Genomic DNA, 13506 nt, shown 5'->3' with positions numbered 1-13506 from the left:
GTTGCCATCAGATTTCTGACCCGCTTTCATCATGTTTGCCAGATAGCTGGTTGCTTGCCAGCTGATCTTCGTATGCAGTGAATTCCTGCAGCACCTGCGAATCGTCTACCGCAGACCTGAAGGCCCGCGCGAACGCCCGGCGCTGCACCGCTTGCTGCACACACTTTTCGGTCCCGTGGGTCCAAGTGCCCCGCCCGGAAGCGGAACCCTGTTGATCCAAACTCACCGCATGCAGCGGTGTACCGTCTTTCAGGACCCAACGGAGCAGCTCATTTTTACTGGTTACGGTTCGACAGCCAATGCACGTGCGTTGCTGATGCAGCTTCATGCGAGCGCCGTCGCCACCTTCCCTAGTTATTACGAGCCATCTACTAGTCTAGCGCGTTTGGACGCCATAGCACGCATGAGTTGTGGCTCACACGCAGCTAGGCTTCCAACACGCTGAACTGGAATTATTTCCCGCAGCTGCTTAGAGCTGCGGTTCCTTGCCGCCCGAGGCAGCCAGGATGTCAATGCGCCAGCCGGTCAACTTGGCAGCAAGGCGAGCGTTCTGGCCTTCCTTGCCGATTGCCAGCGAGAGCTGGGAGTCGGGAACAACCACGCGAGCACGGCGTTCGGCTTCGTCCAGGATCTCTACCGAGACGACCTTCGATGGAGACAGGGCCGCGGCGATGAACTTCGCTGGATCCTCGTTGTAGTCAACGATGTCGATCTTCTCGTCGTTCAGTTCGTTCATCACGGCGCGCACGCGGGTTCCCATTTCACCGATGCAAGCGCCCTTGGCGTTGACACCGGCCTTGGTTGCGCGCACAGCAATCTTGGTACGGTGGCCAGCTTCACGAGCCAGTGCCTCGACCGTGACGGTGCCGTCAGCGATTTCTGGAACTTCCATTTCGAACAGCAGGCGAACCAGGTTCGGGTGGGAACGGGACAGGGTAACGGCTGGGCCCTTGTTGCCGCGCTCAGCGGAAACAACGTAGGCGCGCAGGCGGTTTCCGTGCTGGTACTTCTCGCCTGGGGACTGCTCAACTGGTGGCAGCAGCGCTTCCAGATCACCGATCTTGACCTGCACCATATGCGAGGAGTAGCCCTGCTGGATGACGCCGGAGATCAGGGTGCCAACGCGGGCTGCGAACTCGCCGACAACCTGCGCATCTTCAGCTTCACGCAGGCGCTGCATGATTACCTGGCGGGCGGTGGAGGCGGCGATGCGGCCGAAACCGTGCGGGGTGTCGTCGAATTCGCCCAGCAGCACGCCGGCGTTGTCGCGGTCCTCTACCAGGATCGCCACATGGCCGTTGCTGCGCTCAATGTGCGCGCGGGCGCCAGGCATGGCGCCTTCGGTCTTGTTGTAAGCCAGCAGCAGTGCCGACTCGATGGTCGGAATCAAAACATCCATTGGGATGTCGCGGTCTTTTTCCAGGATGCGCAGCGCATTCAGATCGATATCCACGCTTAGCCCTCCAAATCTTCAGTATCGGCAGTGTCAAATAGTGCGTCATCGAAGTTCAGCTCTGGATCGACAACAGCTTTACGGATATTTTCAAAGGCATAGGCCGCAGGATCGAGCACCTTGACCTTCATGCCCTTCTTGGCCGGCTCGCGGTGCTCAGCAATCAACACGTCGCCGTCGTTGACCTCAAGCAGGCGCCCGCGAAGCTTCGTGCCGTCGGCCAGCGAAATCTTGACCATGCGGTTGAGGGCGCGGATCCAGTGGCGCTGGGCAGTCAATGGGCGGGAGAGTCCTGGGGAACTGACTTCGAGTTCGTAAGGAGCCGACGATGCGTAGACGGCGTCCTTGTCCAGAGCGTTGGAGATGGTGGTGGTAACTTCACCAAGTTCATCGAGAGTCAGCGTTTCGTGACCGTCGGCCTTGTCGACGATGATCTGCACGATCATCTGCTTGCCGGAGGGACGCAAGGCGACTTCCTCCAGGAGAAGCCCGTGGGATTCTACTTCCTTGGAGAGCAATGCAGTCAGACGCTGCGCTTCCTGTTCGGTATCGGCCGGCATTCCGGTCATGGATATCCTCCCACGCTATTCGATGTTGTCCGTTAAGCCTATATTGCGTTCCGCTCATTGAGAACATCTAAACGGGCACAGGTGAAGGAACTCACGCCCATTTTCTATCCATCGTGGCGCTCGACACCGCTATTGCCCTCTTTACCTGCATTGATCATGGCATGATCGAAACGCTATGACTGAAAAATCGCCCCATTCCGCCCGTCGCACCGACAGGCAAGTACGCCGCGCTCCAGGCTGGATTGCTCCGGTACTGGCTGGTGCAGTTGCCCTTGCCGTGACGTGGGGCATTGGCAGCACCATCTTCCGAGGCGCCCTGGTGGAGCGGGGCCTGCCCGAACAGGTCAATGAGGCCAGCGCCGATGCCCGCATGATGTGGGAATACGGGGCAAAGCTGGCAGACCTGGCATCTCAGGCCCATGCCTTGGCCCAGCTGGCACCCGAGGATAACGCTTCGAGGCTATCCGCATTGGCGACTTCCTTGTCGCAGGGGTCAGCGGTGCTCGGTGAATTGCGCTTCGACGACCAAGAGCCTGCGGCATTGCCGCAAACCTTCTCCCCCGACGCGCTGGTTGCGCTTGCCACGAATGTCGCCGACGCATCGTCAGCGATGCCTGCCTTTGCAGAACCATCGCTGTCCAGGGATTCGAAGCTGGCCCAGATTGCTTTCCAGATCAACCTGGACGCCCGCAGCGCTGTTGCATCTTTGGGAGAAGAGCGTGATGTGGACTTGGCCTTGCCACTGAGTGCAGTCTCGGGTGAAGAAGAGCAGAAAGACCAGCCAGTAGCCTGCCTGCCTAATGAGGAGCTGCTGGACCCCGTGAAGGAAATCACCGAAGCGCAGAACATCGAACCAACGGCCGTCGCCCGGGCCCTGGACCGCGGCTATGCACTAGATTTCCTTCTGCAGCTCACGGCTGCACGTGGTGCCGACAGCGCCAAGGAAGCCGTCGAAGCTCGACGCAGCGAGCTGGGACGCCAGCTTCGCGGCCTGCGTGCGACCGTTGACGAACAGTGCGCAGACCTGCGTGAACCCGCCTATGCGCTACCCGAAGGCGGCCTCGAAGACCTGGCTGCCCTATCCGCGGAAGCCGAAGGGGATTTTGCTGATGCATTGGTCGTAGCAGCGGGCGTTAGCGATGGTGCAGCCGGCGCAAAAATTTCCGCCGTCGCTTTCCAGACTCTCAATGGCCAGCAGGGATCGAATGAGGAATACCGCATCTTGGAGACTGGCGAAGTCGGCAAATAGTTTTGGATTCAGCTAGAATTCAGCCGTATTTCACGTTTCGTTGAATTATCACGAAATAATCACGACTGCTAATTGCCCTGAGTCGAAATAGAGCACGGGTTCGGGTAGAGCCAAAACAGCGCGAGGCGCACTAAAATTCACGGATGATCCGTGATTTCCATCCGCACTATAAGATATAACCCGCATATGGCATGCGGGTTTTGCGCGGTATTACTCGAAACCAATTTATCAACGACCACCATTTCCTCCGCCATGGAATGACTCCAAAGATATATGAATCTCGTTCCTATTCACTGGCTCTCGATATTCGCGCCGAAAGGGGCTATCGTGAATAACAAGTGCTTGAGATACGGAATTTGGCTCCAATAACACGGAGCGGAATTCTCCGCTTTCTTCCACTTATTGGGGAACTAACAACTTGTGGCTAGGTCGTCAATTGGAGGTTGGGTAATGTCAGGTCAATTCATGCGTTCGAAGACAGCAGAACTGGTCAGCGAAGTGATCGGTTCAAGGCAAGGTCGGGCGCAACTCAGTTCACATGGTTGGGTCCAGGGCATGCCTATTGTCATTGCGCAACCTGAGGAAACAGTCAACGACGTCATGTCGCTCGTGGCCGCGCATCAGCCGCCAGCGCTGATCGCTACTCTCGATCCGGCGAACAACGATTTGTGGTTCCTGTATGTATCCATCGGTTGCACAGCGTTGCAGGTTGTAGATCCCCTGGAAAGCCACACTACGGTTTCCCAACTCTACAAAACTGCAATGGGTTCCAGCTTCTTGACTTTCAGGATCGCGCAAATGGCGACCAGTTCCATGGTCCATGCCATTGAACCCCAGCATGTCCAGCACTACGCCGGATACCCGCCAATCGACACATCAGCGGCTAGCGGCCGCTAAAGCTCTCACTTGCCGGCGAGGATCAGGTCCGAGCCGAGCTTGATAATCAGTGCCGAAACGACGATCACGAAAACAATGCGAATAAAGGCGCTGCCCTTTGAGATCGCCATGCGCGCCCCGAGATAACCGCCAAGCATATTCATCACGCCCATGGCCAGGCCTAATGCGACTAGGACGTGCCCCGTGGGGATGAAGAGCAGCAGAGCACCTGCGTTGGTGCAAAGGTTAACGATCTTCGCCTTGGCGGAGGACTGCAAGAAGTTGTAGCCCAGCACTGTCACCATGGCGATGATCAAGAACGATCCAGTCCCGGGACCGATCATCCCGTCGTAGCCGCCAATCAGCAGCCCAATCAGGATGGCTCGAAGATAATGCCCATGCCCGGCGTAGCGCAGGCGCGACAGCTCCCCGGCTTTGGGCTTCAGGATCGTGAACAGCAGCACCGCAATGAGCGCTGCGATAATGATGGGCTGAATGGCTCCAGAGGGAAGAATTGTGGCCAGCGCAGCTCCGCCGAAGGCACCGAGCATGGCAGTCAATGCCATCGGAATAGCGGTCTTCAAATCCGGGCTGGTGCGCCGGTAGTACGTCACCGCGCTGGTAGCCGTTCCGAAGATTGAGCCCAGCTTATTCGTGGCCAGCGCCTGCACCGGGGTGATGCCGGGGAAAAGAAGCAGCGCGGGCAATTGAATCAGGCCGCCACCGCCAACTACCGCGTCAATCCATCCAGCGCCCAAAGCTGCAAGAAGCAGCAACACCAGGGGCCAGAAGGAGACGGGTTCACCGTTGACGGACAGCAATTCCAAGAACTCTTGCACCGCGCTACTCCCCTATTGAGTTATTGGCTACAGCCTTTTAGGCGCTCAGCTCAGCGACAACGTCCTCGACCTTGACATCGCGGCGTTCGCCGGTGGCACGATCCTTGACCTCAACTACGCCCTCAGCAAGTCCACGGCCCACAACAACGATGGTTGGAATGCCGATCAGTTCTGCATCCGAGAACTTCACGCCCGCGGACACCTTTGGACGGTCATCCAAGATAACTTCCAAACCGGCCGATTCTAGTTCTGAGGCCAACTTCTCAGCAGCCTCAAGCAGTTCTGGGCCCTTGCCGGTAACGACCATGTGGACGTCGGCTGGAGCAACCTGCTTTGGCCATGCCAGACCGTTTTCGTCATGGTAAGCCTCGGCCAGTGCTGCTACCGCACGGGTGACGCCAATGCCGTAGGAGCCCATGGTGACAACCTTCAGCTTGCCGTTCTGGTCCAGGACCCGCAGATCCAGAGCCTCAGCGTACTTGCGGCCAAGCTGGAAGATATGACCCATTTCGATACCGCGTTCGGTGCGCAATGGGCCCGAGCCGTCCGGTGCCGGGTCGCCCTCTAGCACGTTGACCGACTCGATGGTGCCGTCAAAGCCGAAGTCGCGCTCGGCCACCAAGCCGAAAACGTGCTTGCCCTTTTCGTTGGCGCCGGTGATCCACGAGGTACCGGATACTACGCGAGGATCAACCAGGTAGGTGATGCCGCTGGTGCCTTCGGTACCCAGAACAGCCTGATCCAGGCCGTTGCCTGGGCCGATGTAGCCGGCAATCAATTCCGGGTGCTTGGCCAAGTCTTCACCGCTAGCGGCTTCAACCTGGACCTCGCCGATGATGCCCAGCGGGGCACCCACGGTAGCTTCGACACGCTTCAGGTCCACCTGGCGGTCGCCTGGAACACCGATGACTACCAACTGGCGGTTGCCTTCTGGATCGGTGACCGCCAGGACAACGTTTTTCAGGGTGTCCTTGGCTTCCCAAGCACCGGACTCGCGTGGGCGCAGCTCGTTGGCCGCGGCAACCAGCGTCTCGATGGTCGGGGTATCCGGGGTATCGACAACTTCGAACGCAGGTGCGTTGGCGTAATCGATGGACGCTGGCACTACGGTGGTGACAGCTTCCACGTTGGCTGCGTAACCGCCGGCCGAACGGACGAAGGTATCCTCGCCAATAGCTGTTGGATGCAGGAATTCCTCGGACTTGGAGCCGCCCATGGCACCAGCCTGCGCGAAGACCGGAATAACTTCCAGACCCAGGCGCTCGAAGATCTTCAGGTAGGCGCCGCGGTGAGCCATGTAGGCTTCGTCCAGGCCTTCATCATCGATGTTGAAGGAGTACGAATCCTTCATGATGAATTCGCGGCCACGCAGCAGGCCCGCGCGTGGACGTGCTTCGTCGCGGTACTTGTTCTGGATCTGGTACAGGTAGACCGGAAGATCCTTGTACGAGTTGTACAGATCCTTCACCAGCAGCGTGAACATTTCCTCATGGGTCGGTGCCAAGAGGTAGTCTGCATCTTTGCGGTCCTTGAGACGGAACAGGCCTTCGCCGTATTCGGTCCAACGGCCGGTCTGTTCGTAAGGGTCACGTGGCAGCAGCGCTGGGAAGTGGACTTCCTGGCCGCCGATAGCGTTCATTTCCTCGCGAACAATAGCTTCAACGCGCGCAAGGACCTTCAAACCCAACGGCAACCAGGTGTAGATGCCCGGGGCCGCACGACGGATGTAACCGGCGCGTACCAACAACTTGTGGCTGGCGACTTCGGCGTCAACCGGATCTTCACGCAAGGTGCGCAAGAAGGTAGTGGAAAGCTTCAAAACCACTCGGGGTGTCCTTTTCCGTCCGTCGACTTCAGAAATATTTTCGGATGCCGACTAGCTATGCAAAATCAAATGGGTTTTGGCCGCAAAATTGGCCTTAATCAATGCTACAGCTTTCGGCCACTTCCCAATAAATTCAAGGGCTTGCGCGGAATCGTGTTGCGTGCCCGGGGCCGGATGCGGGCCTCTGGATAGATGGTGGGCGCTGCAGGGTTCTGTTTCGTTGAGTCGCTGCCAGCAAAGGACATCCCAGTCGGGTGCCAGTTCCCCGCCGATTTGTACTTGCCAGCACCCATGGCGAGGCTTACGCGGAAGCATGGTGCAGCTGGGTCGGCTGCGGCGCGCAGGCCGGTGCACCGGCGTTGTTGCGGCATCCGCGGTCTGCGCCGATTCATAAACTGCGCAGGTGCCAGGAGCGTGGGAGTCATGGTTCATCCGGCTTTCCGTTCAATTCGTTGTGCGATTTCCAGGCCGTTGCAGTTCAACGAAACGTCCGGATAAGGCCCGAAAACCGCCACGTGGCAGACGCGCGGGTGACCCGGAGGAAGCGCCATACAGCGCTTGCTCCGGGTCCGGGAAACCGATTCACGGGCAGGGAAACGGTGTTATCAGGATTGATGATAGGTTTCGGCGAGCGCATACACCGGAGTTCCGATGCCCTCGTACCGTGCCTTGAGCTGCAAGCCCAGATACTTCGAATAATGCCTGGACTGGTGCAGGTTGCCTCCGTGGAACCAGAGGTTCTTGACCTTGGTGGGCTTCCACATATTGCGCAGTTCCCCCTGCCATGGACCCGGATCCTTAGCGGTCCCCGACCCCAGGCCCCAGCATTTTCCGACTTCATCCGCGACTTCCTGGGAGATGAGCTTCGCCGCCCATCCGTTCATCGAGCCGTAACCGGTGGCGTAGACCACCGCGTCCGCCGGCAGCCGAGTGCCATCGGCCAGCACCACCGATTCTTCGGTCAAGTGCGATACCTCGCCATGGGCCAAAGCAATCGATCCGTCGGCCACCAGCTCGCTGGCACCGATGTTGATGTAGTACCCCGAGCCGCGGCGCAGGTACTTGAGGAACAGCCCTGAACCGTCGTCGCCGAAGTCCAGCTCGAATCCCGCATCCGCCAGCGACTTGTAGAAGTGCGCGTCTTCCTGCTGGATTTTCTCGAAGACCGGCTTATGGAATTCCGGGAGGACTTTGTACGGGATGGAGGCGAAGATCAGGTCTGCCTTGTTGTGGTCTATGCCGGCAGCGAGGGCTTCTTCCGAGTACAGTCCGCCCAGCACATGCTTCATCAGCGATTCGGAGCGCACGATATGCGTGCTGGAACGTTGGACCATAGTCGGCTTGGCCCCGTTTTGCACCAGATCCGCGCAGATATCGTGTGCGGAGTTGTTGGCGCCGATAACCACGACGTTCTTGCCCGCGTACCGTTCGCCGCCTGGATGCTTGGAGGAATGGTTCTGCTCGCCTTTGAAGATCTCGGCTCCCGGGTACTGGGGAATGTTCGGAATACCGGACATGCCGGTGGCCAGCACCAGCTGGATGGGACGCAGGGTCAACGGTACTCCGTCGCGTTCTACCTCGACGATCCACCCCTCTCCTTCCGGATCCTGCCGGGCGCTGGTCGCTTCAGTCAGTGACCAATAGTCCAGCTCCATGAGCTTGGTGTAGCTTTCCAGCCAATCCCCCATCTTGTCCTTGGGCGTGAACACCGGCCAGTGGTCGGGGAAATCAATGTAGGGCATATGGTCATACCAGACCGGATCGTGCAGCGCCAAGGAATGGTAGCGCGAACGCCATTGGTCACCGGGACGCGGATGCCTATCGATGACCAGGGCAGGAACACCCATGCGCTTGAGCCGAGCGGCCAAGCCTATGCCGCCTTGGCCGCCGCCGACAATCAGCGTGTAGGGCTGGTCGGTGATCCCCAGGGACTGCTGCTGCGCGGTACGTCGATCAAGCCAGTTTTCCTTGCTCATCGCTACGCCGTGCTCGGCGCCCAGTTCGCGGCGCGGACCAGCAGGTTCGGGGAATTTGCGCAGGCCCTGCGCGGTGCTCAGCAGGGTCCAGGCCTTCCCATCGCGCAAGCGGAGTAATCCAAGCCCGTTGAATGCGTCGTTCTCGAACGTGTACCAGGCTTCAATGACGCCGTCAGCCTCTTGTGCGCTGGTGACTTCGATGTTCCGCGGCCACGCGCCTCGTTCAACGCCAAGCAGCATCTTCTCGATCCCGTCACGGCCCTCGCTGGTGTGAAGGTTCCATGTCATCGAGGCCAGATCCCGCCAGTAGCACTCCTCCGAAAATAGCTGCACAGCTGCTGGCGCGTCACCCGCTTCCAACGCTATCTGCAAGGAATGGAACCAGCTCCGGGCTTGCAACAAGCAATCATTGTCAGTCATTTGCGTCTCATCTCTTCATCGGGATTCAATGGATGGCCATTCGGGCCCTCCGCGACTAATGAAAGAATATGATCTGCGTCACAAAAGAAAAGCGTTGCAATAGGTTGCAGCTGCTCCGGGATTGCTAGTGGCTGCTCACCGGGACCACGATCCGGTAGGGACGTGAGGCGATCAGGCCACGCAGCTTGGAGCGCAAGCGGGATATTTCGGCGCGGATGGTGACGTTAGGCGTATCCACAGGCCACAGGCTCGCCAACTGCCCTGAGCTCGCTCCGTGAGGGTTCGCCGCCAGCAGCTCAAGGATCTGCCAATGCTTCGCGCTCAAGTTGATGCGCGTCGCCCCACCGGGCGAATGGACAATAGCCTGCAGTGAAGCTCCTGCGTACAGCTGGAGGCTCACCTGGCCTTCTGCCCTTTGCAGCAGCCAGCCTCCCTGTGTCCGCCGCGCATCAATTGATCCCAGCCCGGAAATCCAGTTCCGCCCTTCTTCCATGGACATCGGCAAATTGAGCTTGGATCCAACACTGTAGCCTTGGGCGGCGGCTATGGAGCCTTGCACGTCAACTAGGACGTACTCGCCTTCGGGCAGTTGGGTGGAAAGCTGGAGCGTCTGCATTTTCAATTCATGCTCGGTTTGCAGGAATAATTCTGCTTCTCGGGCCACGGATGAGACCAGAGCCAAGGAGTGCGGATGCGCCGTGCGGAACGAGCCTGCCAGCGTGATCGTGCCAATCAGCGCCGAGGTGGCAGGATTCATGACCGGCGCCGATGTGCAGACCCAGTTGTGCTGTTCCTCCCGGGCATGCTCCGGGCCGAAAATCTGCACCGGGGCACGCTCAGCCATTGCCGCGCCGATCCCATTAGTGCCCACGTCGCTTTCGCGCCAGCGTGCACCGGCGACAAATCCGATGCCGTCACTTCGGCGGCGTACCGCAGAGGGCCCGAGCACCCAGAGCACGAATCCTTGTCCGTCGGAGATGACCAGCTGGTTTCCCGCCTGGGTGGCCAAGGAGAGCAAACGCTCCTTGAAGAGCTCGACCAGTCCGTTGAGTTCTTCGTTGGCCTGCCTGCGCTCGCGTATTTCAGACGTATCCAAGGGAACGATATCTGCTCCAAGCTTGCCGGCCCTGGACCATGAACGCGCCACCACTGGCCGAACCACTTCAGGGATGCACGCACCTTCGGCCCAGAGCTGATGCAGGGACTTCAAGCTTCGGGCTTTGCGCGTCGGATCCTCGCCCGCAGTCAAGGCAGCCTCGATGGATTTGCGTGGCGCACCGTGTTCCAGGGTCATCCATTGAGAATGCCATGACTCGCGCATCATTGGGAAGCATTTGCCGCGCAAAGAAGTGAAGGCTCTTCTGATTCCCTTGGAACCAGAAGAGCCTTCAACGGCTGAAGGAGGCCTACTTGGCCGTGGCCTTAACCTCTTCAACTGCCTTGTTCAGTTCCTCAACGAGTGCTTTCACAGCCTCGCCATCAGCTTGTTCGCCAGTTTGGGTGCGGGAAACGGCCACAACATTTTCACCTACTACGCCCTGAATCTGGTAAGAACCGCCTGGGACCTCTTCGCCATTCATGGTCATGGCAGTGTGGGTTACGATGGTCTTGTCCGCATCGGATTCAGCATCCAGGATCTTGGCCGAGGCAGAAACTTTCTGGCCCGCAACACTCATCGAGAAGTCCTCGCAGCCCTGCAGGTCCTTGGCATCTACCATGTCCTTGATTGCATCCAGCTTGGCAGTATCCTCGTAGCCAGCGACGGAGTAGCTGTTGCTCTCGCCTGTTTCGCCAACGACGATCGCTGCGGCCATGTTGACGCCGTCCAGGTCCTGGGTCCCCTGCTGCGAGACGAACTCGGCGCACTTCGCAGGTTCGATCTCCATCTGATCGATCAGGCCCTTGGCGCTTTCCAATGAGCCGCTAAGTGCATCGCTATCCAGAACCTGCACATTCGGTCCGTCTCCACCCAAGGTTTTGGCAACTGCAGCGGCTTGCTCAGCAGTCAGCGCTGGCACCCCCGCGCTTTCCTGCTCCTGAGGGGCCTCCGAAGAGCCAGCAGCGCCCTCGGTCCCTGAATTCGAGCTGCAACCGGTCAAGGCAAGGGCAACTGCTACAGGCAGCACCCAGAGTGAACGCTTCTTCATGGTGATTTCCTCACGTTGGTGATGATAAGCCATCCACAGTATTTCACAATATGTTGGAAATAAAAGGACTATGAGAGAGTGTTGCAGCGAATGGAATAGAGTCCAAAGTTCACTTGAATGGTCAAGGGTTGGTCGCTTGCCACCCGTTGCCAGGAAAAGCACCAGTCAAAGAGAAATCGGCAGGCACCGCACAGAAACAAGGTCCCAGCAGTTGATTTATCGTTCATCTGCCAAGGGGGCTAGTATGACTCGGAGGTACGCTGCTTCGAGGAAAAGGCATGTTGGCTGCTAAACCACGAGCTCTGCACTCCTCGGTGCAAGGCCAACTGATGTTGGAGAGTCCATAAAACGGATACCCCGCCCGTTCGGCTACTGAGCCGCCTCGATTTCGGCGAACGCCCGATCTGCCAGCTCCACTGCCTGTGCGGCCAGTTCAGCTGGTTGCTGCGAACCGGTCTGCAGGGTAACCAGCACGAAATTGCCATCTTGCAGAGCCTGCACAACGACCGAGGTCAGTAGCTGTCCGCCACCCGCATCCATCTGGGTGGACATGGTCAACGATTGATCCGCTTCGACGTCCAGCGGCAGGATCTGGCGTTGAGTTTCGATTTCCTCGCCGCCCAGCTCAACAGTGGCCTTTTCACATCCCTCCAGATCATCCAGCGTCAATGCCTCCGATACGTTCTTGCGGGTGGCCTCGTCGGTCAACGAGAAGACCTGCACGACTTTGCCGACGGATTCGGAGGAACTGGTCGCCGTTGCGGATACCGATGCCGTCAAGTCGGTAACTGAATACTTGGCATTCATCTCGGCACACTTTTCCGGCTTGATTCCGCTGGGAGTTTCAGCGTTCTTGGCAACTTCCAGTTGCTTCTGCATCTGCTCATTGCCAACTATCTGGACTGCGTTGTCGCCTTCCAAAAGCTTGGAAGCAATGGACTCTACCTGCTCCGCACTGAGCACATCACCCGAGGCAGAAGTCTTCTTGCTTTCCGCCGGGGCCGTCGAAACAGCCGTTTCCGCTGGTTCTGTCGCGGAATTCGAAGAACATCCAGCCAGCATCATGGTCGTGGCCAATGGCAATGCCCAGAGGGCTAAACGCTTAGTCATCTATAGCTTTCCGTAATTGCCACCGGAAGACCGATGGCGTCTTGAAATGAACTACTGGGTAAGTCGGTTCATGAGTTCTTGGAGGATCCCGGATGCTTCTTCAACTTCGTTCGCGGTGTTCGCGGCAGAAGTGGAACGCTGAATGCCGAGCAGGACGTTCGAATTAGCGGAGCGAATGATGAGCTGCTGTTTGGTGGACGACCCATCACTGCTGGTAATTACATACCCGTCGGCCAATCCTGCAGCAGAATCAATAGGCTGCTTTGCAATGTGGTAAGCGCGAGTCTCATTGCCTAATTTGACTGTGTAACGCGAGCAATCAGCATTGGCCTCAGTTTTGGCAACCCATTGCGCTTGCAAAACTTCAGGGTCTTTGTAGATTGCAACAGTTAGGTAGCTGTCCTCGAATTCGATGGCGCCCATCGTGGCGCTCTGCAATTGATCTGCGACCGGCTCAGCAAAGGTAACTCCGCATTTACTGGGATTCACTTGGACGTTCTCTATCCACTCCTGTGCTTGCGGAATGCTCTTGCGTAGCTGTTTGTCGTTGATGACTTGGGAGTTTTCTTCGTCTTTGGCGAAATCCTCAAGCAGATTTTCCAGCTGTCCGTCGTCGAGCTGGACTGGGGCGACCGTCGAGGCACCGGTTTCGACTTCTGGCGAACTGCACCCACCAATGAGGAGTACTGCTGCGCACGTAGCAGCACCCAAATACGCTTTAGTACCAATGGCTTGAACCACAAATTTTCCCATCACCATCACTTTTACACTTTCGAGTCTAGAAGACTGATGATCATTCGATGGGCATTGTTGCTCCCGCGTTGAGCGGAAGAAGAAATAGCCCAAGTTGCATAGCACCTGGGTCCCGTTTCCCTTGCCGGGTCATTAAGCGAATGGATTGCTCTCCATTAACCGGAGAAATGGATGTTTGCCGCAGCTAAGCGAAAGTCCTCAAAGGATGCTAAACAGGTTTCCCGCCACTCGAGCTTCGCCAGCGATACAAAGGAAAAGCAGGTAATGGGGACTCATAGCGGCTAAGTGG

General features: G+C 58.0%; 12 protein-coding genes. 2 read left to right on the top strand and 10 right to left on the bottom strand.

All coding sequences use genetic code 11. The features are described from left to right. Positions 1–7 precede the first annotated feature (7 nt). From M2368_RS08250 to rimP, 3 genes are all read right to left on the bottom strand, one after another. The gene (locus tag M2368_RS08250; protein ID WP_105657280.1) at positions 8–328 is read right to left on the bottom strand and encodes a YlxR family protein; all 321 of its coding nucleotides are present in this window, start codon (positions 326–328) and stop codon (positions 8–10) included. 141 nt (positions 329–469) lie between these two features. Beyond that, on the bottom strand, positions 470–1453 hold the full coding sequence (gene nusA, locus M2368_RS08245; protein WP_105661830.1) for a transcription termination factor NusA: 984 nt from the start codon (positions 1451–1453) through the stop codon (positions 470–472). 2 nt (positions 1454–1455) lie between these two features. Next, positions 1456–2022, bottom strand: coding sequence for a ribosome maturation factor RimP (gene rimP, locus M2368_RS08240; protein WP_105657278.1), 567 nt, complete (start codon positions 2020–2022; stop codon positions 1456–1458). Positions 2023–2197: 175 nt separating this feature from the next. Between rimP and M2368_RS08235 the strand changes: the two genes are divergently transcribed. Both M2368_RS08235 and M2368_RS08230 read left to right on the top strand, forming a co-directional pair. Further along, complete coding sequence (locus M2368_RS08235) at positions 2198–3271, top strand: hypothetical protein (RefSeq protein WP_105661829.1); 1074 nt, start codon at positions 2198–2200, stop codon at positions 3269–3271. A gap of 465 nt (positions 3272–3736) precedes the next feature. Continuing rightward, a complete protein-coding gene (locus M2368_RS08230) occupies positions 3737–4168 on the top strand; it encodes a hypothetical protein (RefSeq protein ID WP_133832996.1) in 432 nt (143 codons plus the stop codon). Between the two features lie 5 nt (positions 4169–4173). On the opposite strand, the gene M2368_RS08225 is transcribed toward M2368_RS08230, so the two are convergent. From M2368_RS08225 to M2368_RS08195, 7 genes are all read right to left on the bottom strand, one after another. Further along, the gene (locus M2368_RS08225; RefSeq protein ID WP_181148826.1) at positions 4174–4986 is read right to left on the bottom strand and encodes a TSUP family transporter; all 813 of its coding nucleotides are present in this window, start codon (positions 4984–4986) and stop codon (positions 4174–4176) included. 37 nt (positions 4987–5023) lie between these two features. Beyond that, on the bottom strand, positions 5024–6811 hold the full coding sequence (locus M2368_RS08220; RefSeq protein ID WP_105661828.1) for a proline--tRNA ligase: 1788 nt from the start codon (positions 6809–6811) through the stop codon (positions 5024–5026). Positions 6812–7416: 605 nt separating this feature from the next. Continuing rightward, a complete protein-coding gene (locus M2368_RS08215; RefSeq protein WP_133832998.1) occupies positions 7417–9207 on the bottom strand; it encodes an NAD(P)/FAD-dependent oxidoreductase in 1791 nt (596 codons plus the stop codon). A gap of 124 nt (positions 9208–9331) precedes the next feature. Continuing rightward, the gene (locus tag M2368_RS08210; RefSeq protein ID WP_498724332.1) at positions 9332–10501 is read right to left on the bottom strand and encodes a helix-turn-helix domain-containing protein; all 1170 of its coding nucleotides are present in this window, start codon (positions 10499–10501) and stop codon (positions 9332–9334) included. 112 nt (positions 10502–10613) lie between these two features. Next, a complete protein-coding gene (locus M2368_RS08205; RefSeq protein ID WP_105657272.1) occupies positions 10614–11354 on the bottom strand; it encodes a hypothetical protein in 741 nt (246 codons plus the stop codon). 369 nt (positions 11355–11723) lie between these two features. Beyond that, entirely contained in the window at positions 11724–12464 is a 741-nt protein-coding gene (locus M2368_RS08200) for a hypothetical protein (protein WP_332486588.1), read from the bottom strand. A gap of 51 nt (positions 12465–12515) precedes the next feature. Beyond that, positions 12516–13310 carry a hypothetical protein gene (locus M2368_RS08195; RefSeq protein WP_332486590.1) on the bottom strand — a complete coding sequence of 265 codons (795 nt, stop codon included), beginning with the start codon at positions 13308–13310 and terminating at the stop codon, positions 12516–12518. Between the last annotated feature and the right edge of the window lie 196 nt (positions 13311–13506).

Origin of the sequence: Arthrobacter sp. JUb119 (assembly GCF_024807995.1) — a bacterium.
Lineage (GTDB): Bacteria > Actinomycetota > Actinomycetes > Actinomycetales > Micrococcaceae > Glutamicibacter.
The sequence above is the reverse complement of the archived record's forward strand: the minus strand, read 5'-3'. Positions and strand labels throughout refer to the sequence as shown.